General features: G+C 74.6%; 21 protein-coding genes and 1 pseudogene. 14 read left to right on the top strand and 8 right to left on the bottom strand.

Annotation, left to right across the window (positions count from 1 at the left end):
• Window positions 1-2: 2 nt before the first annotated feature.
• Window positions 3-3092 carry a patatin-like protein gene (locus tag ABD361_RS14515; RefSeq protein WP_344435577.1) on the bottom strand — a complete coding sequence of 1030 codons (3090 nt, stop codon included), beginning with the start codon at window positions 3090-3092 and terminating at the stop codon, window positions 3-5.
• A gap of 154 nt (window positions 3093-3246) precedes the next feature.
• Between ABD361_RS14515 and ABD361_RS30675 the strand changes: the two are divergent.
• Window positions 3247-3759: pseudogene (locus ABD361_RS30675) on the top strand (protein kinase domain-containing protein); the annotation flags it as partial.
• Between the two features lie 58 nt (window positions 3760-3817).
• On the top strand, window positions 3818-4129 hold the full coding sequence (locus tag ABD361_RS14510; protein WP_344435575.1) for a hypothetical protein: 312 nt from the start codon (window positions 3818-3820) through the stop codon (window positions 4127-4129).
• A 22-nt stretch (window positions 4130-4151) separates the two neighbouring features.
• Here the strand turns inward: ABD361_RS14510 and ABD361_RS14505 are convergent, their stop codons facing one another.
• Window positions 4152-4610 (bottom strand): nuclear transport factor 2 family protein, encoded by a 459-nt coding sequence (locus ABD361_RS14505; RefSeq protein WP_344435574.1) that lies wholly within the window; start codon window positions 4608-4610, stop codon window positions 4152-4154.
• 103 nt (window positions 4611-4713) lie between these two features.
• Here ABD361_RS14505 and ABD361_RS14500 point away from each other — a divergent pair, with 103 nt between their 5' ends.
• The gene (locus ABD361_RS14500) at window positions 4714-5280 is read left to right on the top strand and encodes a TetR/AcrR family transcriptional regulator (RefSeq protein WP_344435573.1); all 567 of its coding nucleotides are present in this window, start codon (window positions 4714-4716) and stop codon (window positions 5278-5280) included.
• A gap of 3 nt (window positions 5281-5283) precedes the next feature.
• Here the strand turns inward: ABD361_RS14500 and ABD361_RS14495 are convergent, their stop codons facing one another.
• On the bottom strand, window positions 5284-6825 hold the full coding sequence (locus ABD361_RS14495) for an AMP-binding protein (RefSeq protein WP_344435572.1): 1542 nt from the start codon (window positions 6823-6825) through the stop codon (window positions 5284-5286).
• Between the two features lie 141 nt (window positions 6826-6966).
• Between ABD361_RS14495 and ABD361_RS14490 the strand changes: the two genes are divergently transcribed.
• The 11 genes from ABD361_RS14490 (at window position 6967) to ABD361_RS14440 (ending at window position 16428) form a co-directional block, all read left to right on the top strand.
• Window positions 6967-7530 carry a YbaK/EbsC family protein gene (locus ABD361_RS14490; protein WP_344435683.1) on the top strand — a complete coding sequence of 188 codons (564 nt, stop codon included), beginning with the start codon at window positions 6967-6969 and terminating at the stop codon, window positions 7528-7530.
• A 22-nt stretch (window positions 7531-7552) separates the two neighbouring features.
• The gene (locus tag ABD361_RS14485) at window positions 7553-8356 is read left to right on the top strand and encodes a class I SAM-dependent methyltransferase (protein WP_344435571.1); all 804 of its coding nucleotides are present in this window, start codon (window positions 7553-7555) and stop codon (window positions 8354-8356) included.
• A gap of 88 nt (window positions 8357-8444) precedes the next feature.
• Window positions 8445-8678, top strand: a complete 234-nt coding sequence (locus ABD361_RS14480; protein WP_344435570.1) for a hypothetical protein — start codon at window positions 8445-8447, stop codon at window positions 8676-8678.
• A gap of 108 nt (window positions 8679-8786) precedes the next feature.
• On the top strand, window positions 8787-9977 hold the full coding sequence (locus tag ABD361_RS14475) for a cytochrome P450 family protein (RefSeq protein WP_344435568.1): 1191 nt from the start codon (window positions 8787-8789) through the stop codon (window positions 9975-9977).
• 94 nt (window positions 9978-10071) lie between these two features.
• Window positions 10072-10575, top strand: a complete 504-nt coding sequence (locus ABD361_RS14470; RefSeq protein ID WP_425583208.1) for a methylated-DNA--[protein]-cysteine S-methyltransferase — start codon at window positions 10072-10074, stop codon at window positions 10573-10575.
• On the top strand, window positions 10568-11281 hold the full coding sequence (locus ABD361_RS14465; protein ID WP_344435567.1) for a 2OG-Fe(II) oxygenase: 714 nt from the start codon (window positions 10568-10570) through the stop codon (window positions 11279-11281). Before ABD361_RS14470 ends, ABD361_RS14465 begins: the two co-directional genes overlap by 8 nt.
• A 38-nt stretch (window positions 11282-11319) precedes the next feature.
• Entirely contained in the window at window positions 11320-11877 is a 558-nt protein-coding gene (locus tag ABD361_RS14460) for an ABC transporter substrate-binding protein (protein WP_344435566.1), read from the top strand.
• A gap of 7 nt (window positions 11878-11884) precedes the next feature.
• Window positions 11885-12403: an HD domain-containing protein gene (locus ABD361_RS14455; RefSeq protein WP_344435565.1), complete on the top strand. Its 519-nt coding sequence runs from the start codon at window positions 11885-11887 to the stop codon at window positions 12401-12403.
• Between the two features lie 260 nt (window positions 12404-12663).
• Window positions 12664-14214 (top strand): FAD-binding oxidoreductase, encoded by a 1551-nt coding sequence (locus ABD361_RS14450; RefSeq protein ID WP_344435564.1) that lies wholly within the window; start codon window positions 12664-12666, stop codon window positions 14212-14214.
• Between the two features lie 43 nt (window positions 14215-14257).
• On the top strand, window positions 14258-15070 hold the full coding sequence (locus tag ABD361_RS14445) for an alpha/beta fold hydrolase (protein ID WP_344435563.1): 813 nt from the start codon (window positions 14258-14260) through the stop codon (window positions 15068-15070).
• Window positions 15071-15096: 26 nt separating this feature from the next.
• Complete coding sequence (locus ABD361_RS14440) at window positions 15097-16428, top strand: cytochrome P450 (RefSeq protein ID WP_344435562.1); 1332 nt, start codon at window positions 15097-15099, stop codon at window positions 16426-16428.
• A gap of 48 nt (window positions 16429-16476) precedes the next feature.
• Here the strand turns inward: ABD361_RS14440 and ABD361_RS14435 are convergent, their stop codons facing one another.
• From ABD361_RS14435 to ABD361_RS14415, 5 genes are all read right to left on the bottom strand, one after another.
• Window positions 16477-17550, bottom strand: coding sequence for an NAD-dependent epimerase/dehydratase family protein (locus ABD361_RS14435; protein WP_344435561.1), 1074 nt, complete (start codon window positions 17548-17550; stop codon window positions 16477-16479).
• A gap of 124 nt (window positions 17551-17674) precedes the next feature.
• Window positions 17675-18769 (bottom strand): baeRF2 domain-containing protein, encoded by a 1095-nt coding sequence (locus ABD361_RS14430; protein ID WP_344435560.1) that lies wholly within the window; start codon window positions 18767-18769, stop codon window positions 17675-17677.
• 8 nt (window positions 18770-18777) lie between these two features.
• Window positions 18778-19302 (bottom strand): DUF2231 domain-containing protein, encoded by a 525-nt coding sequence (locus ABD361_RS14425; protein WP_344435559.1) that lies wholly within the window; start codon window positions 19300-19302, stop codon window positions 18778-18780.
• A 75-nt stretch (window positions 19303-19377) separates the two neighbouring features.
• On the bottom strand, window positions 19378-20007 hold the full coding sequence (locus tag ABD361_RS14420; protein WP_344435558.1) for a response regulator: 630 nt from the start codon (window positions 20005-20007) through the stop codon (window positions 19378-19380).
• A complete protein-coding gene (locus tag ABD361_RS14415) occupies window positions 20004-21278 on the bottom strand; it encodes a sensor histidine kinase (protein WP_344435557.1) in 1275 nt (424 codons plus the stop codon). Before ABD361_RS14415 ends, ABD361_RS14420 begins: the two co-directional genes overlap by 4 nt.
• Window positions 21279-21300 lie beyond the last annotated feature (22 nt).

Here is a 21300-nt window from a genome sequence, read left to right as displayed (position 1 = left end):
TGTCAGTCGCGGTGGCGGTTGCGTGGTTCGCGGGCCCGCGGTTCGCGGGTGCGGGCGAGGAAGAGGCCCAGCAGGACCACGAGCAGGCCTGCGCCCGCTTTGACGGCCAGGCCCCACAGCGTCCGGTGCAGCTGGGGGTCGTGCCGGTGGGCGGAGAAGTACCAGGCGGCGGCACCGGCCACGAGCAGGGTGACGGCGGCCAGCCGGGCGCCGAGCCGCCGTACGTCCGGGGTGAGCAGGGCGGCGGCCGACCAGCCGGCGAGCAGCAGGAGCACGCCGGCGAGCGTGAAGCCGACGGGCAGGCCGGGTACGAAGAGCGAGACGGCCAGCAGGACGGCTCCGGTGACCACCACGAGCTGCACGGCCCTGGTGCCGAAGCGCCCGGGGCGGGTGAGGAAGCGGACCATGGCCCACACGGCGAGGGTGTAGCCGCGCAGGGCGCCGAGGACCGCGCCGACGGCCTTGACGGGCGGTGCGCCGACGGCGCTCGCCGTGACGGCGGCGGCGCGGGCCGCGGTCTCGGCGAAGAGGTCGCCGCCGGCCTCCTGCGCGATGTGCTGGCCGCCGATGGCACCGGCCGCCGTCCACAGGCGCCACAGCGTCGGCGCGGGGACGGCCCGTCCGGCCGCGGCCGCCGTCGCCGCGTCGTACTGGGCGAGCCAGCGGGTGCTGTCCTCGGGCCGGTCTTCGCCCTCCGCCCGGACCGCGTCCGCGAGGAGGTGCATTTCCTCTCTGAGGATGCCGGTCTGCACGGCGTGGGTGATCGCCTGCGCGCACAGGCCCCACCGGGGGTCGTCCTGCAGGCCGCGGCCGTCCGCGGCCGCGGGATCGAGGGGGACGATCCGTTCGGCCAGGAAGGCGTGGCAGGCGGCGGCGTACTGCTCCTGCCAGATCTGCTCCAGCCACGCCCGGTCGTCCGGGTCGCGGGCGTCGACGGCGCACCGGTGCAGTGCCGCGGTGAGCCGGTCGGCAGCGGCTGCGGGGTCGGTGCCCGCCCAGACCTGCCGCAGCCGCTCGGCGGACAGCAGGGTGCGCGTCAGGTGGGCGGCGGCGTCCATGCGTCCGTGGATCCAGTCGTTGACGCGCCAGGACGCCCGGTAGAAGGCGCCGAAGTGGTGCAGTTGCCTGCCGGTGAGCAGGCGGGGGCTGCGGGAGGAGACCTGGACGAGTTCGACTTCCTGCTCGACCGTGCGGTGCGTGCCGCCGTACGCCTCCTGGACGACCTCCAGGCACAGCATGCGTTCCAGGACGGCGGCTTTGGGGGCGAGCAGGTGGTCGGTGAGCGCCTTGAGCTGTTCGCGTTCGCTCGCGTCGGGGTCGACGACGCTGCGGCCGGTGCCGGCGGCGAGGTCGCGCAGCGCGTCGGCGCATCCCTCCAGACAGCCGGCGAGGGCGGTGGCCTGGGCGTAGCGGCGCAGGCGGCGTGCGGCGAAGCCCGCGGAGGCGGGATCGGCCGCGCCGTCCCACTGGGTGAGGGCTTCGCGCAGCCGTTCCTCCAGGCGCCGGACGGCGGCGCCCGTGGCCCTGCCGTGGTCGTCGTACTCGGCTGCCGGCAGGGCGGCGCCGGTGCGCGACCAGTGGGCCTCCAGCAGGTCGGCGTCCGCCTGGATCTCCTCGAAGACGGCGCTCGCGCGTTCGCGCGCGGCGATGACGGCGCGGCGCTGCGGCGAGCCGGCGGGTGCCAGCCAGACCGCGCGTCTGAGGACGTCGACGGTGATGTCACGCAGCCGTTGGACGGTGGTCTGTCCCCAGTCCCAGGCGGCGCCGGTGCGGGTGACGGCCTCGGCGACGGAGTCCCCGCGGGGGATGAACGTCTCCGGTCGCGCGCGCCGGTCGCGCAGCAGGGTGCGCAGGCAGTCGGTGATCTCCCGTTCGCTCCACCGGCCCACGGCCGCGGGGAGCTGTCCTGTGGCCGCCCACCGGGCGATGGTTTCGGCGGCGTACTCGGTCCGCGTCTCCACGTATCCCTGCCAGGCCGCCTCGGGGAGGCGTTCCGCGGCGGCGGTCAGGGCGGACGCGAAGCGGGCCCGGGCCCGGCGCCGCTGCCGGACGTCCTCGTTGCGGTCCTGGATCTCGGCGAGTTCCCGGGAGACGGAGTCGGTCGAGCGCAGCCGGGTCAGGACGCCGAGGACGACGTCGGTGGCGCGCGGGGAGGGTTCGGCGGCCGGTGTCCCTGCCGGTGCCGGGACCGGGGCGGGGGGCGGCGGGGCCTCGGAGGGGTCGGGGACGACGTACGTGAGCAGCCGGCGCACCTGCAGTTGCGCGGTCTGCCGGTAGACGGCCTCCAGCGCGGGACGGATGGGCTTGTTGAGCAGGATGCCGCCGTCGACGACGTGCTGCGAGGTACGGAAGTTCGCCCACCCGGCCGTGGAGGGCCACACGTCGCGGGCCGCATCGGGGTCCGGGGTCACCTCCACCCACTGCGGCTCGAAGGCGGCGGGGAAGGAGGAGGTGCAGCGGGCGGCCACGGCGAGCTTGTCGATCACGGTGTCGTCGTGGAGGTCTCGGGAGGCGAAGCGGAAGCGGGCGTCGTGGTCGACTTCCGTGATGTGCACCCCCGCGTCGTCGCAGAAGGAGCTCTGCCGGCCCCGCCACAGGGTGCCGGTGAGGATGAGCTCCACGGGCCGCTCCCCGCCGGCGCCGGGACGGGAGGGGGAGGCGAGGACGTCGCGGAGGGCGTTGCGCAGCTCGTCGAGGAAGTAGTCGCCCTTGAGGACGGAGGGCGGCCGGCGGCGCAGCGGGTTCTGCAGCAGCTGCGACAGGGCGCCCTTGTCCCGCCACAGGCCGCACAGGGAGGTGATGTCCCGTTCGCGGACGAGGCCCAGGGCGAGGAAGGCGCCGTTGAGGCCGCCGGCGGAGGTCCCGGCGATGACGTCCACGCGGGCGTCGGCCTGCAGCAGGTCGAGCAACGGCCGGTAGACCGCCCCGTCCCGGCCGCGGGCCGTGGCGAGGCGGTGCAGCTCGACGGCGACGCCGCCGATCCAGACGGCGAGGCTGACCCCACCGTTCATCACGACGGCCACCCGGATGTCCTGCCGGTCGATGTCGCCGCTGCCGTCGGGCCTCCCGTCGGGTCGGTCGCTGCCCCTCACGCCGTCTCCTTGCGTCTCGTGCTGCTCCCAGCTGATCACGCCGGCAGGACTGCTGCCCGTATGCGGCCCGTTGTGGGCCGTGTCGCCACTTCCCTCACCAGCACCTCGGAATTCCCGGTAATCCGGATGATCTCCTTGCAAGTCATGCCATGGCATGACTCCCCGTGTATTTTCGCGGGGTTCCCGGGAAGGATTGGGCCCAGCAGCCCGGCGGGTTTCTGGGGCCGGGCTCGGCGTACGGGGGATACGGGGGGTTGTCGTGCTGTTGGGCGATCGGTACGAGCTGAGCGACGTACGGCTCGGCGGTGGGGGGTTCGGGGCGGTCTACCGCGGCCAGGACACCAGGACGGGCGAGGACGTGGCGATCAAGCTGCTGGACGGCAAGGTCGCGGCGAACCCCAAGAACGTCGCGCGCTTCGTGCGGGAGGCCAAGGCCCTGGTCAAGGTGGCGGGCACGCCGCACGTCGTCGAGGCCCGCCACTTCGGCCACCAGGTCGTGGGCGGGGTGTCGGTGCCCGTGCTGGTCATGGAGCTGTGCACCGGAAGGACGCTGGCCGACGCGATCACCGGCGGTTCCCCGGTGCCGGTGCGGCTCGCCGTGGACTGGGGCCGGCAGATCGCCGCCGGCCTGTACCACACGCACCGCGAGGGCATCGTGCACCGCGACATCAAGCCCCGACGACCGGCCCGCGGACGCCCTCGCCGTCTACCGCACCCTCACGAGCGTGCGCGTCGCCCTCGAACCGCCGCGGTCGTCGCCCGACGGGGCCGCGCCGGTCCGCCGCAGCCGCCCGGCCGCCGAGGCGGCGGCCGGGATGGCCGTGGTGATCGAGGCCGCGGAGGCCGACCGCGCGTACGGCCCCGTGCACCCGGAGGTCCTGGCCCTGCGGCACGGCCACGCCCGCCTCGTCCACAACGCCGGCGAACCGGCCCGGGCCGCACGCCTGCTGGCGCTCGTGGCCCAGGACCGCCGCCGCGTCCTGGGCCCCCGCCACCCCGCCGCCCTCGACAGCACCCGGCGGCTGGCCTCGTGGTGAGGCACGAAGCGCACCGGGGGTCTCAGCGCAGCGGGAAGGGAACGCCTCGCTCCGCCTCCGGTCGGGGGCCGAAGAGACGACGCTCGGCCTCGATGATGCGGAGGTCATTGATGCTCGCCTCGCGGCGACGCATCAGCCCTTCCCCCGTGAACTCCCACAGTTCGTTGCCGTAGCTGCGCCACCACTGGCCGGCGCCGTCGCGGCACTCGTACTGGAAGCGCACCGCGATGCGGTCGTCGGTGAAGGACCACAGCTCCTTGCGCAGGGCGTAGTCGCGTTCGCGGGACCACTTCTCGCGCAGGAAGGCCACGATCTCCTCCCGACCGGTGACGAACCGGTCGCGGTTGCGCCAGACCGAGTCCTCGGTGTATGCGAGCGCGACGCGCTCGGGGTCGCGGGTGTTCCAGGCGTCCTCGGCGGCCTGGACCTTGCGTCGTGCGCTCTCCTCGTCGAAGGGCGGGAACGGGGGGCGTGCGGCCATGGCGTGGACTCCTCGCTGCTCGAAGACGCAGCATGAGAACGGTCGTTCTCACGCTGTCCGCTACCCTAGAGAACGATCGTTCTCAACGCCAGGGGGAGATTCCGTGGACCACGACGAGGCCCGCGCGCGGCTGCTCGACGCCGCCGAGCGGCTGTTCTACGAGCGCGGCATCCAGGCCGTGGGGATGGACGAGATCCGTACCGCCTCCGCCGTGCCGCTCAAGCGCCTCTACCAGTACTTCCCCTCCAAGTCGCACCTCGTGGAGGAGTACTTGCGGCGCCGCGACGAGCGCTGGCGCTCCGCCCTCGCCGACTACGCGTCCCGCCACGGGGCCACCCCGCGCGAGAGGCTGCTGGCGGTCTTCGACTGGCTGCACGCGTGGTTCGCCGAACCCGGCTTCCGGGGCTGCGCGTTCATCAACGCGTACGGCGAACTGGGCGCCACCTCCGACGCGGTGGCCGTCACGACCCGCGAGCACAAGGACGCGGTACGGGCGTTCGTGGCCGGCCTCGTCGGCGAGCTGCACCCCGCTGAACCGGAGCCACTGACCGCACAGGTGATGCTCCTGATGGACGGCGCCATCACGACGGCCTCGCTCAGCGGCGATCCGTCCGCCGCCCGGCACGCCCGGGCCGCGGCCGAGACCCTCCTCGCGGCCGTCCGGCCCTGATCCTCACTCGGCGCCGCCCAGCGTCCGGCGCAGCAGCGCCTTGTCGGGCTTGCCCGCCGAGGTCAGCGGCAGCTCCGGCACCAGGTGCAGCGCTTCCGGCGCGTACAGGGCCCCCTTGCGGGCGGCGACGAAGGCGGCGATCTCCTCGCGGCCCGGGTGGTGGCCGGGGGCGGGGACGACGGCCGCGTGGACGTGCTCGGTCGCGTCCGCGTCGCGCGTACCGAAGACGGCGCACTGCGCGACGGCCGGGTGGGTCAGGAGGAGCTCCTCCACCTCGGTCGGGTGGACGTGCCCGCCCACCACGATGATCACGTCCTTGAGGCGGTCGACGACGAAGAGGTAGCCGTCCTCGTCGAGGCAGCCGGCGTCCCCCGTGCGCACCCAGCCGTGCCGCAGCACCTCGGCGGTGAGGTCGGGGCGTCTCCAGTAGCCGGCCATGGCGCCCGGGGCCCGTACGTGGATCTCGCCCACCTCCCCCGCCGGCAGGCTCCGGCCGGTGTCGTCCCGGATGGCGACCTCGACGCCGGGCAGCGGGCGGCCGGCGGTGATCCGGCCGCCGGGTCCGGTGATGCCGTGCTCGTGCGGGCGGACCTCGGCGATCCCCGGCACTTCCGACTGCCCGTACCAGCCGTGGAGCACCGGCCCGAAGACCTCCGCGGCCCGGCGCAGGCGGGCGGCGGAGGCGGGGCAGCCGCCGTAGGTGATGCGCCTCAGGCTCGACAGGTCGGTCCGGTCCAGGTCCGGGTGGTCGAGCAGCCGGTGCAGCAGGGGCGGCAGGAGCCACAGGTGGGTGACGCGCTCGCGGGCGATCGCGGCGAGGACGGCGCCGGGGTTGAAGGAGAGCTGGAGGACCGCCGAGCCGCCCTGCAGCAAGGTCTTGTCGGTGAGCGGGCCGGAGAGGCGGGCGAGCGGGGTGCAGGCGAGGTAGCGGGGCGGGTCGCCGGCGTCGGCGAGCGGGAAGTTAAGGCCGCGGCGGTAGGGGCCGTGGGTCGTGCGGATGCCCTTGGGGATGCCGGTGGTCCCGCCCGTGTGCTGGATGGCCAGGTCGTCGTCCGGCCCGGCCGGGGAGCGCAGCGGATCGCTCCGGTGCCGGGCGGCGGCTGCCAGGACGTCCTCGCCGAAGGGCCTGGGCCCCAGCCCCAGGACGACCGGGCGCCCGGCCAGGGGCAGCAGCTCCTTCGCCGCCGCGTGCCGGGTGGAGTCCACGAGCAACACCGTCGTCTCCACACTCGCCGCGATGCGGGCGAGCACCTCGGGGGCCATCCCGTCGTAGAGGTGGACGACACGGGCCCCGGCGAGGTGCGCGGCGTAACGGGCGCTCAGCGCCTCGGGAGTGTTGCCGGTGAGCAGGCTGACGGTCGCCCCCGGGCCGATGCCGCGCGCGGCCAGCTCCCGGGCCAGCCGGTACGTGCCGTCGCACAGCTCCCCCGCGGTGATCCCGCGGCCGTCGGCGGCGGTCAGCACGGGCCGGCCGGGGCTGCGCGCCAGCGCCCCGAGGACGGCCTCGGGGTAGCTGACGAAGTCGGCGGGCCGGCCACCGGTCATGCTGGCTCTCCCCTCGCCGGGCTCGCCGGACTCGCCGGACTCGCTGAAAAAGACGGTGCCTAGGGCATTCCCTGCGACACACGGGACAACACCCTCGGCCCTTGCAGGCACCGGCCGGCAGCCCCCTACGATGACGGCGTGATCCGTCCTTCACCGACGACGCCGTTCGGCCGCTTCGAGAAGGCCTGGCCGGCCGCGGACCGTAGCGACCTGCTCGCCGCACCCGTCGCCGCCGCACTCCGGCAGTGGGACGACGCCGCGGCGGCCGCCTCCGTCCTCGTCGTCGACACCGATCCCGAGGTGGCGGACACGGCGGATTTCAGCGCGGCGTACGACGTGCCCCTGGACGTCTCGGCGAACTGCGTCGTCATCGCCGCCAAGCGCGGCCAGGACGTGACGTACGCGGCGTGCGTCGCCCTGGCGACCACCCGCATCGACGTCAACTCCACGGTGCGCAAACGCCTCGGCGCCCGCAAGGCGTCGTTCGCGCCGATGGACACGGCCGTGGCGCACACCGGCATGGAGTACGGCGGGATCACCCCCGTCGGGCTGCCGGAGGGCTGGCCGCTGCTCGTCGACGCGGCCGTGGCCGCCGCGCCGTACGTCCTGATCGGCAGCGGCCTGCGCCGCAGCAAGCTGATCCTGCCCGGCGCCCTGCTGGCGCGGCTGCCGCACGCGGAGGTCGTCACCGCACTGGCCGGCTGACGACCGGCGTATCGTGGGCCCCATGACGGACGGGACCCGGGAACGCCGCCACGCGTTCGGTGACGACGCCGAGCAGTACGACGCCGGCCGGCCCGGCTATCCGGAACAACTCGTGGACGACGTCCTGGACTTCGCCGGAGGTACGGCCGCGGCCCCCGCCCTGGAGGTCGGCGCCGGCACCGGCAAGGCCACGCTCGCCTTCGCGCGCCGGGGCCTGAGCATCACATGTGTCGAACCGGACGAGCGGATGGCGCGGGTGCTGCGCCTGCGCTGCGCCGGGTTGCCGCAGGTCACCGTGGAGGTGGCCGACTTCGAGACCTGGCGACCGGGCAGCCGGCGCCACGGCCTGCTGTACTGCGCCCAGGCCTGGCACTGGGTCGACCCGGCCGCACGCTGGGCCCGGGCACGGGCCGCGCTGCGGCCGAACGGCGCCGTGGCCCTCTTCTGGAACCACTGGTTCCTTCAGGACGAACACCTGGCACGCGAACTGACCGCGGCCCACGAACGGCACGGCCTGGACATCCCCGAGCACACCCTCCTCGACCCCCGCCCACGCCCCGCCCACCACGGCCCCCGGGCCCGGCAGTGGCGCGAGATGGAGGCGGACGGCGGCTTCACCGACATCGACCACCGCCTGTACACCACCCACCACCCCCGCACGGCGGCCGGCATCGTGGGCCTGGTGGCCTCCAACTCCGGCTACCGGGTGATCGACAAGGCCCGCCGCGAGCCCCTCCTGGACGAAATGGCCCGCCTGGTGGGCGACCGTACGGTGACCGTCCGCGTGGTGACGAGCCTGTTCCTGGCGCGCACGAAGGACGCGTGAACACGGGCCGCGTGAGGAAAATCCCGCCAAGCCGGGATCATGCGTGACTCGGGGTGGGTAGGAGACGACCACCGATCTTGGAGGCGACATGGCCGGATTCCTCGACAGGGCCAAGGAGCAGGCCCAGCAGGCCCTTCAGCAGGGCAAGGAAAAGGTGGAGGAGGTACAGGCGCAACGCGCCGGCGGCGAGCTGCTCAAGAAACTGGGGGCCGCCTACTACGCGGAACGACGCGGCTCCGGCACGGCACAGGCCACGCAGGAGGCCCTCAGCGCCCTGGAAGCGCACATCGCCACCCACGGGGACGGCTTCCTGAGGGGATAGGGCGTTCGTGGGCGGCAGGCCGGAGTGAGCAGGCCCGTGGCCGAACGGCGTGCATTTTGGAACCCTGCGGCCGGCGACATGCACCACGGCCAAGGGAGGCACACGTTCATGAACACCACCACGGACTGCCTGTTCGGGGATGAGCTCATGGCTCGTCCCCACCGCTTCTACGCCGCGCTCCGTCACGTCGGCCCGGTGCACCGCACCACCACGCCCGGCGGGGCTCCGGTCTGGCTCGTCACCCGGTACCAGGACGTGCGTGCAGCGCTGTCGGACCCTCGGCTGTCCCTCGACAAGGCCCACGCCGTGACCGACAGCAGCTATCGGTCCTCCATGCCGCCGGAGCTGGATGCCCACCTGCTGAACATGGACCCGCCGGACCACACCCGCCTTCGCCGCCTGGTGTCCCAGGCCTTCACCCCACGCCGCATCGAGAGTCTGCGGGCACGCATCCAGGCCCACACCGACGCACTCCTGGACGCCGCCACCGGGCCCCCGGTCGATCTGATGGAGGCGCTGGCCAACCCCCTGCCCATGGCCGTCATCTGCGAACTGCTCGGCATCCCCGACGACGCCCGGGCTGACTTCCGCACCTGGACCAACACCCTGGTGGCACCGCACGCGGACGCCGCGGTGGCCTCACGAGCGGCCCTGCAACAGATGCACCGGCTCCTCACCGGCATCATCGCGGCCAAACGGGCCGAGCCGAGCGACGACTTCCTCTCCGCAATGATCGAAGCCCGCGACGCACACGACCGGCTCACCGAGCCCGAACTGACCGCCATGGCCTTCCTCACCCTCTACGCGGGCTACGACAACGCCGTCAACCTCATCGCCACCGCCGCCCTCGCCCTGCTCACCCACCCCCAACAGATGACAGCAGTGCGCAACGGCCGCATCCCCCTGCGCGCCGTGCTGGAAGAAACCATGCGCTGGAACTCCCCCTTCCCCCTGGCCGCACGCCGCTTCGCCCTCGAAGAGCTCACCCTCGCAGGAGTCCGCATCCCCGCCGGCGCACGCGTATGGCTCTCCCTCCTCTCCGCAAACCGCGACGGCGCACACTTCACCGACCCGGACACCTTCGACAGCACCCGCACACCCGCACCCGCACACCTCGGCTACGGCCACGGCATCCACTACTGCCTCGGCGCACCCCTGGCACGCCTCGAAGGCGACATCGCCCTGACCAGCCTGCTGCGCCGCTTCCCCAACCTCGCCCTGGCGATACCCGCCGGCGAACTGACGTGGATCCCGTCATTCCACAAACGCGGCCTGCAGTCGCTGCCCGTCACCTGGTGAACGCGATGTCCGATTTCCGCCGGTGCTCGGTGCCGGGAGGGGGCACAGTGGACGTCGGGACACTGGAAGCACTCTGTGAAGGCCGATGATGACCATGCTGTTCACGACGATCGACAGCCCTCTGGGCGAGCTGCTGCTGGCCGGCGAGCGGGTGGCCGGGGCGCCCGGCGGTACGGCGCTCGCCTCCCTGTCCGTGCCCGGGCAGAAGGGCGGCGCCACCGTGGGGGCCGGCTGGGTGCGCGACGATGCGGCGTTCGCCGCCGTTGCGGAGCAGCTGGGCGCGTACTTCGCGGGGGAGCTCACCCGTTTCGACATCGCGTACGTGCCCTCCGGCTCGGAGTTCCGGCGGCGGGTGTGGGAGGCGCTGGACGCCATCCCGTACGGCACGACGCTCACCTACGGCGCGGTCGCGGACGCGATCGGCGCGCCGCGCAGCGCGGCCCGTTCGGTGGGGACGGCGATCGGGGCCAACCCGCTGCTGGTGGTGCGGCCCTGTCACCGGGTGATCGGCGCCAACGGGTCGCTGACGGGCTACGCCGGGGGCCTGGAGCGCAAGCAGTTGCTGCTGGCTCTCGAAGGCATGACGCTCGGTGTCTGAGCAGGTCCGCCGGCGGGTGTCGGCCACCGACTGGGCGGGCGTCGCCGAGGAGCTGGACGCGCACGGTTGTGCGCTGACGTCCCGGCTGCTCAGCGATGCGCAGTGCCGGGAGATCGCCGGCCTGTACGAGCGGACGGAGTTGTTCCGTACGACGGTCGACATGGCCCGGCACCGCTTCGGCTCCGGGACGTACCGCTATTTCACGCACGACCTGCATCCGCTCGTCGCCGCCCTGCGCGAGGCCCTGTACCCGCCGCTGCTGGCCGTGGCCCGCGACTGGGCGGACCGGCTCGGCCGGCCGGCGCCCTGGCCGGACGACCTCGGCGCGTGGCTGGCGATGTGCCACGGGGCCGGTCAGGAGCGCTCGGCGCAGATCCTGCTGCGCTACGAGGCAGGGGACTGGAACGCACTGCATCGCGACGTCTTCGGCGACATGGTCTTCCCCCTGCAGGTGGTCGTCGGCCTGGACGCGTACGGCACGGACTACACGGGTGGGGAGTTCCTGCTCGTCGAGCAGCGCCCCCGGGCCCAGTCCCGGGGCACCACGACGGCCCTGGCGCAAGGGCACGGGCTGGTCTTCACCACGCGCGACCGGCCGGTGCGCACCAAGCGCGGCTGGTCGGCGGGGGCGGTGCGGCACGGGGTGAGTACCGTCCGCTCGGGCCGGCGGCACGCGCTGGGCCTGGTCTTCCACGACGCGTCGTGACGGCGGCGGGCCGTAAAGACCGTAAAGAAGGGACAGCGATGAGTTCGCACGACGCCGGAGCCCACGAGCGGGGCTCGCCCCTCGTGGGCGCGGAGGAGCACGAAGCGTACGGGCCGCTGCCGGTCCCCGTCCCGCACACCCCCGCCGAACTGGCCAGGCTGCTGGGCCTGCTGGCCGCGTCCCGTCCCCGGGTCGCGAGCGTGGTGGTGGGGCACGGACGGGACGACCTCTCGGTGGCCTCTGCCGCGGCCTTCGCCGGTGCGTGGGAGGCGCGGGGCGGGCTGGTCCTGGCGACGGTCACCTGGCCGGAGGCGGCGGCCTCGTGGCTGCGCGCGGCGCGCCGGATGACGGCGCAGCGGCCCGACGCGTGGGTGGTGGCCGGGGCGCCGGCCGGTTTCGTCCAGCTCGCGCGGCGACTGCGGCACAGCACGGACTGGGAGCCGTCGCGCACGTACGCGTTCGGGTCGCTGGGGGACGCGCGGGTCGCCGCCCTGGCCGGTCCGGGCACGCTGGACGGCCTGCGCGGTGCGCTGGCCGACGGCGGTACGTGGGAGGTGCGGGCCGGCTGGGTGACCCGCTTCCCTCCTAGGCGATGATGGGGGCATGACGACCCTCTCCGCGGTGGACCGTCTGGCCGAGCGCGCGCACGCCGGGCAGGTGGACAAGGCCGGTGCCCCCTATGTCGAACACGTGCGCGCGGTCGCCGCCGGCCTCGCGCCGTTCGGGCCGGAGCTGCAGATGGCGGGGCTGCTCCACGACGTGCTGGAGGACACGGAGTGGACGGCGGACGCGTTGCGGGCGGCGGGTGTCCCGGACCGCGTCGTGGCCGTCGTGGAAGCGGTCACCGACGAGCCCGGGGTGTCCTACGAGGAGAAGATCCGGCGCATCGCCCGCGACCCGGACGCCGTCCTGGTCAAGATCGCGGACAACGCGCACAACAGCCGCCCCGACCGGGCCGCCGGGCTTGCGCCGGACCGGCGCGAGCGGCTCGCGGCGAAGTACGCGGGGGCCCGCGCGGTGCTGTGGCCGGCCGCCGAAGCCGAGGACGTCGAGGCCATCCTGCGGATCGTCAACCCCCACCTCCTGCCCGAACTCCCCCACCGTGCGGGGCCCGTCACCTGAAGCGGGGCGCAGACCTGCGGCAACGGGCGTCCCCTCCTCCCTGGGAACGGCATCCCCTCCTTCCGCGGTCGGAGATCCCCCCAGCCCTTGCGGACGATGTCCCGCCGCGCGGGGTGGACCACCGTTGGGGCATGCACAGTTCTTCGGCAACGAGCAATGAGCACGAGCGCCAGCACGCCTCGCACCGGCGGGATCAGGCCGGAACGGGAATGTCGCGGCGCGGGGTGCTCGCGGGCACCGCGGCGTTAGGGGCGGCCGCCGTGGCGACGGCGCCCCCCGAGGCGGTGGCGGCGCCGGCGCCGGCTGCCGTACCGGCGTCCCCGGCCGGCCCCGCCACCGTCCGTCCGGACGACGCGCGCTATCCGTCGCTGACCCGGCGCGGCACCAACGCCCGCTTCGTCGGCAGGCCCGACTACGTGCGCGTGGCCGCCACCACCGAGCAGGTCGTCCAGGCCGTCCAGCAGGCGGTGCTCGAGGGGAAGCGCATCGCCGTGCGCAGTGGCGGGCACTGCTTCGAGGGCTTCGTGGACGACCCGTCCGTGCGTGCCCTCATCGACCTCTCCCCCATGAACGGAGTCTCCTACGACGCGGCGCGGCGGGCGTTCGCGGTGGAGCCGGGCGCACTGCTGGGCCAGGTGTACCGGCGGCTGTTCACCGAGTGGGGCGTGACCATCCCGGCGGGGGCCACCGCCGAGGTGGGCATCGGCGGTCATGTGCTCGGGGGCGGCTACGGTGCCCTCTCGCGCCGGTACGGGCTGTCGGTCGACCACCTGTACGCGGTCGAGGTCGTGGTCGTGGACGCCTCCGGCAAGGCGTCGAGCGTCGTGGCCACCCGGGAGTCCACCGGTGCGCTGGGCGACCTGTGGTGGGCGCACACCGGCGGCGGGGGCGGCAACTTCGGTGTCGTGACCCGGTACTGGTTCCGCGACCCGGCGGCCACCGGGCCGGATCCCGCCCGCCTGCTGCCCCGGCCCCCGGCGTCCGTGCTGAGCTTCTCCGCCTCGTGGTCGTGGAAGGACCTGGACGCGCGCTCCTTCGCCCGGCTCGTGCGCAACCACGGCAGCTGGCACGAGAACAACAGTGCGGCGGGCTCGCCCTACGCGGGGCTGTTCAGCGTGCTCATGCTCAACAGCCGCAAGGCCGGCACCGTCGACCTGGTGGGCCAGCTGGACGCGACCGGCTCCGGCGCCCGGCGGCTCCTGGACGGCTATCTCGCCGCGGTCGGCCAGGGGGTCGGGGCACGGCCCACGGCGAGCCACCGCGAACAGCCCTGGCTGGAGGCGAACGCGAACGTCTCGGAGAGCGCACCCGCGTCCTTCAAGGCCAAGGCGGGCTACCTGCGCAAGCGCTTCACGGACCTCCAGATCGGCGTGCTGCACGAGCACCTGACGAGTGCGGCGGGCGACGCGCTGGACGGCTCGGTGTGGCTCGTCTCCTACGGCGGCAAGGTCAACACCGTTCCGGTCGGGGCGACGGCCGTCGCCCAGCGGGACTCCGTCCTCAAGGCGGTCTACCTCACCGGCTGGGACAGCTCCCCGCAGGACAGCGGGCCCTGCCTGAGATGGGTGCGCGAGCTGTACCGGGACGTGTACGCCGACAGCGGCGGCGTGCCCGTGCCCGGCTCGGGCAGCGACGGGTCCTTCATCAACTACCCCGACACCGACCTCGCCGACCCCGCACTCAACACCTCCGGAACGCCGTGGCAGACCCTCTACTACAAGGGCCACTACGCCCGTCTGCAGCGCGTCAAGGCGCACTGGGATCCGCGCGACGAGTTCCGCCACGCCCTGTCCGTCCGCCCGCCCCGCTGAGTCCATTGCCCCCGCCCCCGCCCGCCCGACACCCTGGACTGTCATGAAGACAGCTGTGCTGCCCGTGCCGGGCGCCGAGATCGCGTACACGGTGCGCGGATCCGGTCCGCCCCTGCTGCTCGTCAACGGCGGTGACGGTGACGCGGCCATGTACGCGCCGCTGGCCCGCCTGCTCAGCGAGGTCTGCACCGTCGTCACCTACGATCCGCGCGGCAACTCCCACAGCCGCCTGACGGGCCCGTCCGAGGCGCAGTGGATCGAGCAGCACGCCCAGGACGCCCGCCTGCTGCTCGACGAGGTCGCCGCCGGCGAACCGGCGTACGTGCTGGGCACCAGCTACGGCGCCATGGTCGGCATGGACCTGGTGGCCCGGCACCCGGACCGGGTGCGGGCGCTGGTGGCGCACGAGCCGTTCGTGGTCGGCCTGTTGCCCGACGCCGAGCGCTGGCACGGGTTCTTCCAGGAGGTGTACGAGCAGTACCGGCGCGAGGGCACCGAAGCGGCGCTGCGCAGGTTCGCCGCGGCGGTCGGCGTGGAGGGTCCCCCGGAGCCCGCCGAGCACCACCCGGCGCCCGTCCGGGAGATGCTGGCGCGCATCCACGCCAATGCGGAGACGGCCCTGGCGTACGAGCTGCGCTCCTTCGTCCGGTTCCGGCCGGACGTCGAGGCGCTGCGGGCGGCGCCGCTGACCTTGGTGGTCGGCGGCGAGGGACCGCGCACGCTCCTGCACCGGACGACCGAGGCCCTGGCCCTGCACGTCGGGGCCGGGATCACCGACTTCCCGGGCGGGCACGTGGGGTACCTGACGCACCCGGCGGACTTCGCCGCGGCGCTGCGGGGGGTGTTCGGCCTATGAGGCAGTAGGGCAGAAGGAGGGTGACGATGGAGGGCATTCCCGGGCCCGCGCCCCGTGCCGACGGCGGCGCCGCAGCCGTCGCGGCGGCGGGCGGGCTGCACGCCTACCAGTTGCAGCTGCACGCCGCGTACGGGCCGCTCGTACGGTTCCAGTTACCGGGCGCGGAGCGGGCCGTCTCGGTGGCCGATCCGGTGCTGCTGGAGGCGACGGCGCACCTCGACGAGCGGCCGGAGCGCCTCTTCGCGTTCCTGGAGCCGTTCTTCGAGGCGGGCAACCTGCAGGTGATGCCGGCCGCGGAGCACGCGCCGTGGCGGCGCGTGCTGCTGTCGGTGCTGGCCGGGCGCCCGTCCCACGAGCGGCACTTCGCCCGGTTCACCGAGCTCGTGACCGAGCTGGCCGACCGCTGGGAGCGGCGGGGCGCCGCCGGGCCCGTCGCCCTGCAGAAGGACCTCACCACGCTGTCGCTGCGGATGATCGGCGTGTACGCGCTCGGGGGCGAGGCCGTGGATCCCGAGGCGGCCGTCGCCGCGTTCGAGGAGGTGCTCACCGAGTACCTGGGCCGGCTCTACCGGGTGCCGGCGCCCGAAGGGCAGGGCGAGCAGGAGCGTGCCGAGCGGGCCCGGGAGGCGCTCGCCCGCCTGCGGGCGATGGTCGACCAGGTGGTCGCGGCACACCGCTGCGGCGGCCGCACGGACCGCAGCGATCTGATCGGGGCGCTCGTCGAGGCCGGTGAGCGGCCGGCGCGCATCCGCGACACGGTCATGATGACGATGCTGGCCGCGCACCACACGACGGGCGTGGCCGTCTCCTGGACCCTGCACCTGCTGGGGCGTCATCCGGAGGTGGCCGGACGCGTCGCCGGCGAGCTGGACCGCGTCCTGGGCGACCGGCCGGCGCCCGCGTACGCCGACCTGCGGCGGCTGCCGTACCTGGAGATGGTCCTCAAGGAGGCGATGCGGCTGTTCCCGCCCGGCCCGTACGGCGCACGCCAGACGACCGGGCCCCTGACGCTGGGCGACCACGAGATCCCGGCGGGGACGACGGTCTTCTACCCGTTCTGGGCCGTGCACATGAACCCGGCCCACTGGCCGGACCCGGAGCGCTTCCTGCCGGAGCGGTTCGCGCCGCACGAGGTGGCCCGGCGGCCCCGGCTGGCGTACGTCCCCTTCGGCCTGGGACCGCGCAGCTGCGAGGGCGCCGCCCTGGCCATGGTGGAGGCCGAACTCGTCCTGGCCGTCCTGCTCAAGCGCTTGCGCTTCCGGCCCGTGCCGGGCCACGAGGTGACGCCGGTCGAACGGTTCGTGCTGTGGGCGGCCGACGACATCCGCATGACCGTGAGCCCGCGGATGCCCGCCTGATCCTCGACCGGCGTCCCGTCGCCGCATTCCAGGCGGCCCCACGCCTCCTCAGGGCCGGGTGCCGACGCCGGTGCCGACCTCGCGGGCCCGGCCTCCCGGGGTCCTCGCCGCCAGCGGCGGCGTGGGGCCGCCGCTGCCGTCCCGCAGTCCCTCGACGCACTCCGCCACCGCCTCGACGGCGGTGAACCGCGGGCGCCAGCCCAGCTCCCGTCCGGCGCGCGTGCAGTCCATCAACGGCAGGCGCAGCACGGCGTCGAAGAGGTCCGGGGAGGCGGGCACCGCGTGCAGCCGCCACGCCGCGGCCAGCGCGGGCCGCACCAGCCGCAGCGGTACGCGTCGCACGCGGGCCTTCCACATGCCGGCGAGGATCTCGGCGTCGATCGGTGGCCCTGCGGCCAGGTTGAACGCCCCGCGCACGTCCCGGTCCAGTACGAGCCGGTAGGCGTCGGCGACGTCCGCGGTGTGCACGGCCTGGAACCGCAGGCCCGGGACGTCGGGGACGAACGGCAGGAGCTCGGGGTGGACGAGCGCCCGGGGCAGCAGGGGCCCGGCGAACAGCCGGCGCTGCTCGACGGCGGCGGTGCGCTGGAAGACGAAGGCCGGGCGCATCCTGACCACGCGGACGCCGGGGTGGCGCTGCTCGAAGGCGTCCAGGACCCGCTCCAGGTAGGACTTCTCGCGGGTGTAGGCGGCTCCCGGCCAGCCGTGCGTCGGCCAGTCCTCGCCGACCGGGCGGTCCTTGGGGCCCGGCGAGTAGGCGCCGACGGAGGAGGTGTGGACGAGCAGGGGGACGCCGGCGGCGGCGACCGCGTCGAAGACGCGCAGGCTGCCCAGGACGTTCGTGCGCCAGGTCACGTGCGGGGTGTGCGTGGGCTGGAACAGCCAGGCCAGATGGATGACCGCGTCGGCGCCGCGGAAGACTCCGGTGAGGTCGGTGCGCTCGTCGCCGAGGTCGACGCCGACCCAGGTGGTCCGCTCCGGCAGCCAGGTCGGCACGCGCCGGGCCAGCCCTGTCACCGATGCGATCGCGGGGTCGGCGGCCAGGGCGCGAACGATGCCCGTGCCCAGGTTGCCGGTGGCCCCGGTGACGATCACGCGGGTTCCCGCTGATGCGGTGCTCATGGCCCTCCCGTGGGTCGTGGCCGTACGTCCCGGCGTCCCGGTACCCGGGTATCCGTTGCGCCCCTGCCTAAGCAGATGTCCCGGCGGATGTCCCGGCCGCCGCGTCCCCGGGGTGCCCGTCCCGTCAGTGGCGCAGCAGCACGCCGACGCCGTCGTGCAGGGGCAGGGTGTCGCGGGGGACGACGACGAGTTCGGCGCCCGTGCCGACGGCGGCCCACAGCAGGGCGTCCTCCGCCGTCTCCTGGCGGACGGTGGGTTCGCCGAAGGCCCGCAGTTCCTCGGGGGACAGGGAGATCCGGTGGGGCTCGGTGCCGGTCCAGACGGGGGCGGGGATGCTCACGGGGGTGTTGACGAGCAGGGCCTCGGCCCGGCCCTGCTGGAGGGCGGCGGTGACGGCGGTCAGGCCGTCGGAGGCCTCGGGCCGCCGTGCGTGCTGGGCCCGGTAGCTGTCGAGGAGCCGGTGGTCGGCGGTGCTCGGGCGGTCGGCGAGCAGGTCGCCCAGCTCGTCCTCCAGCAGGGCCCGGCCTGGGCCCGGCCGGGGCGGCGTCTGCTGTGCCGTGGCCACGCCCGGTACGGTGATCAGGTGGTCGCGTACGCGCCGGGGCAGGTGGCCCACCAGCACCCCGCGCGCCCACTCGGCCGTGGCGCCGGCCCGTACGACGATCACCTCGGCGTCGCCGCTGCCGGCCAGTTCCTGCAGGTGCCGGGCGATGTCGGGCGCCTGCTGCGGCCAGTCTCCGGCCGGGACCCGGTAGGTGGCCGCGGGGCCCGGGACGACCCTGCTCATGGGCCAGCGCCCGCTCTCCACCTCGACGAGCACCTCCTCGGGCTCCGGCGTCAGGTGCTCCAGCGCGACGGCGGCGTAGGGGATCTCCGGGGCGTGGTGGACGGCCAGGGGCAGGGCGTGCGGCAGCGGGCCGAAGCGCGCGACGTCGCGCTGCGGGGGCTCGGGCAGTTCCTCGACGAGGACGAGCCGGCCGCGTGCTGCGAACAGGGCCTGCCCGTGGCGCCCGGCCACCTCGCGGTCGGCGCCCAGGACGTCCGCGAGGGCGTCGGCCGTCTCGCTGTCCGCGCCCCCGGCGACGAGGTCCTCGCGCAGGTGGCGCCAGCGCAGGGCGATGGCGCGCTCGGGGTCGTCGATGTCCTGGGAGGTGTCCAGGTAGACGCTCGCCCAGGGGCCCGGCTGCTCGTAGAGCCGGTCGAGGAACGACAGCTTCACCGCGCCCCCTACGGCCCGTGGCCGGTGTAGCCCTCCGCCTGGGTGTCCTCGTCGGCCACGCGGACCCCGTAGCGGTAGGCGAGCTTGCCGCCCAGGTAGCCGGAGATGCCGAGCAGGGCCACGGCGACGGCGGACAGGGCGAGCATCGCGGGCCGTACGGCCTGCTCGGGCGGCTGGGCGGCGCGGCGCCACGCGAAGTCGCCGGCGTAGGCCAGGGTCACGAGCAGGTTCAGGGCCATGTGGGTGACGCCCACGCGGAACGCCGGGGTGCCGGAGGGGATGGCCCGCAGGTCGAGGAGGCCCACCAGGGCCGCGGCGAGGGCGCCGATCACGCCCAGGGCGATCAGCCATGGGGAGCCGCGGGTGAGGAAGCCGGGGTCGCCGGTGAGGTGGGAGGCGATGTCGAAGACCAGGCTCGCCACCCACGCGCCGATCGGCACGGTGATCAGGATCGGGTGGAGCGGGTGTCCGTACGGACCGGCCAGCAGGGCGCTGACCGGCTGTTTCGCCCTGCGCTGTGCGTCAGTGAGCATGGCGGCCTCCTGACTGTGCGCGCCGTGCGCGGGTGGTCCTCTGCCGCCATTGTCGCGGCCGTTCCCCCGGACCGCTCAGGGCAGCAGGCGCTGCTCCTTGGCCACCGCCACCGCGCCCGCCCGCGTGTCGACGCCCAGCTTGTCGTAGATGCGGCCCAGATGGGTCTTGACGGTGGCCTGGCTGATGAACAGGGCCCGGGCGATGTCGCGGTTGCCCAGGCCCTGGGCGAGCTGGGCGAGGATGTCGAGCTCGCGGGCGGTCAGGGCGGGGCGGGCGGCGCCGCGCAGCCGGCTCATGACGCGGCTGGCGACCGGCGGCGAGAGCGTGGTGCGGCCCTGGGCCGCGTCGTGGAGGGCGGCGAAGAGCTCCTCGGGGCGTTCGGCCTTGAGCAGGTAGCCGATGGCGCCCGCGGCGATGGCGCGGGTGATGTCGGCGTCCGTGTCGTATGTGGTCAGCACCAGGACGTGGGTGCCGGTGGCCGCGATGCGGCGGGTGGCCTCGACCCCGTCGATGCCGGGGCCGAGCTGGAGGTCCATCAGGACGACGTCGGGCCGCAGCCGGGCGGCCGCGGCCACCGCCTCCTCGCCGCTGCCGGCCTCGCCGACCACTTCGAAGCCGGGTTCGCTGCCGAGCAGCGCGAGCAGGCCGGCGCGGACGACGGCGTGGTCGTCGCAGAGCAGGACGCGGACGGGGGCCGGGGTCATGGCGCGCTTTCCGTGAGGTGCAGGGGGACGGCGGCGGACAGGACGGTGCCCTCGCCGGGCGCCGTCTCGAGCGTCAGGACGCCGCCCAGCTGCCGGGCCCTCGCGCGCATCGCGGGCAGGCCGTGCCCCCGCGCGCCGGGCGCGCCGGCGGCCCGGGCGTCGAAGCCGCGGCCGTCGTCGGCGACGTCCAGGACCACCTGGTCGCCGAGGAAGGTCAGGGTGAGGGTCGCCGTGGTGGCGCCGGCGTGTTCGCGGACGTTGGCCAGGGCGCCCTGGGCGATGCGCAGCAGCGCGGAGGAGACGCGCTCGGGCAGCGGCCGGGCCGGCGTGCCCTCGATGTGGCAGCGGACGGCGAGGCCCTTGCTCTCCTGCGCCTCGCGTGCGGCCAGGGCGCGCAGCGCCTGCTGGAGGGTGCCCCCGCCGGCGAGGTCGGCGGGGGCGAGGTCGCGGACGAAGCGGCGGGCCTCTGCAAGGTTGCGGCCGGCGATGGAGGCGGCGGTACGGACGTGCCGGTGGGCGGCCCCGGGGTCCGCCGTCCAGACCCGGTCGGCCGCCTGCAGCAGCATCTGCTGGCTGGACAGGCCCTGGGCGAGGGTGTCGTGGATCTCCATGGACAGGCGCTGGCGCTCGGCGAGGGTGCCCTCGCGGCGCTCGGTGGCGGCCAGCTCGCGCCGGGTGCTGATCAGGTCGTCGATCAGCTGCCGCTGGTGGTCGGACTGCCGGCGCATGTGGACGAAGACGGCGGTGGCGATGGCGGCGACGGCGGGCGGCGCGAGCACCAGGTTGGGGTCGAAGCCGCCGGGCGAGAGCTTGAGCTGGGCGCCCACGACGAAGGCGGTGAGCACGGTGACCAGGGCGAGGGCCGTGCGCGGCGGCAGGGTGTGCAGGCCGGTGAAGAACAGCGGCACCGCGCACCAGGCGAAGCTCGGCGCGAGGACCACCAGCACCATCCAGACGGCCACGACCGCACCGAGCCACACCAGCCGGCGCGGGGCGGTGCGGGCGAACGGTGCCGGGCCGAGCACGTACAGCAGGGCCAGCCCGGCGCACAGCCCGATGATCCACGGGGTGCGGGGCTCGCCGGGGTGCCGGATCAGGAACCGCGCCAGCGAGGCGCCGAGGAGGAGGAAGAACGCGGCGTGCATGACGAGGCGCAGCCGGCGCTCCCCGGAGGCGGCGGCCTCCTGCGGGGCGGGGCCGGGGCCCGGGGCGCCGGCGGGTGCGGGCACGGGAGCGGCGCCGGCCCGTGCCGGCGTCCCTGTCCTCGTCATCCGAACCCTCCTCGACCTGCGC

Origin of the sequence: Streptomyces luteosporeus, from assembly GCF_039532865.1 — a bacterium.
GTDB lineage: Bacteria > Actinomycetota > Actinomycetes > Streptomycetales > Streptomycetaceae > Streptomyces > Streptomyces luteosporeus.
Note: the sequence above shows the minus strand (reverse complement) of the source record. Positions and strands in the feature narration are given on the sequence as shown.

Excerpts from the sequence above, each read along its gene's own strand:
- ABD361_RS14505 (WP_344435574.1), bottom strand. The coding sequence starts at position 4,610 with ATGGCCGCACGCCCCCCGTTCCCGCCCTTCGACGAGGAGAGCGCACGA.
- ABD361_RS14495 (WP_344435572.1), bottom strand. The coding sequence starts at position 6,825 with ATGACCGGTGGCCGGCCCGCCGACTTCGTCAGCTACCCCGAGGCCGTC.
- ABD361_RS14485 (WP_344435571.1), top strand. The coding sequence starts at position 7,553 with ATGACGGACGGGACCCGGGAACGCCGCCACGCGTTCGGTGACGACGCC.
- ABD361_RS14480 (WP_344435570.1), top strand. The coding sequence starts at position 8,445 with ATGGCCGGATTCCTCGACAGGGCCAAGGAGCAGGCCCAGCAGGCCCTT.
- ABD361_RS14475 (WP_344435568.1), top strand. The coding sequence starts at position 8,787 with ATGAACACCACCACGGACTGCCTGTTCGGGGATGAGCTCATGGCTCGT.
- ABD361_RS14470 (WP_425583208.1), top strand. The coding sequence starts at position 10,072 with ATGCTGTTCACGACGATCGACAGCCCTCTGGGCGAGCTGCTGCTGGCC.
- ABD361_RS14460 (WP_344435566.1), top strand. The coding sequence starts at position 11,320 with ATGAGTTCGCACGACGCCGGAGCCCACGAGCGGGGCTCGCCCCTCGTG.
- ABD361_RS14455 (WP_344435565.1), top strand. The coding sequence starts at position 11,885 with ATGACGACCCTCTCCGCGGTGGACCGTCTGGCCGAGCGCGCGCACGCC.
- ABD361_RS14445 (WP_344435563.1), top strand. The coding sequence starts at position 14,258 with ATGAAGACAGCTGTGCTGCCCGTGCCGGGCGCCGAGATCGCGTACACG.
- ABD361_RS14440 (WP_344435562.1), top strand. The coding sequence starts at position 15,097 with ATGGAGGGCATTCCCGGGCCCGCGCCCCGTGCCGACGGCGGCGCCGCA.
- ABD361_RS14435 (WP_344435561.1), bottom strand. The coding sequence starts at position 17,550 with ATGAGCACCGCATCAGCGGGAACCCGCGTGATCGTCACCGGGGCCACC.
- ABD361_RS14425 (WP_344435559.1), bottom strand. The coding sequence starts at position 19,302 with ATGCTCACTGACGCACAGCGCAGGGCGAAACAGCCGGTCAGCGCCCTG.
- ABD361_RS14420 (WP_344435558.1), bottom strand. The coding sequence starts at position 20,007 with ATGACCCCGGCCCCCGTCCGCGTCCTGCTCTGCGACGACCACGCCGTC.
- ABD361_RS14415 (WP_344435557.1), bottom strand. The coding sequence starts at position 21,278 with ATGACGAGGACAGGGACGCCGGCACGGGCCGGCGCCGCTCCCGTGCCC.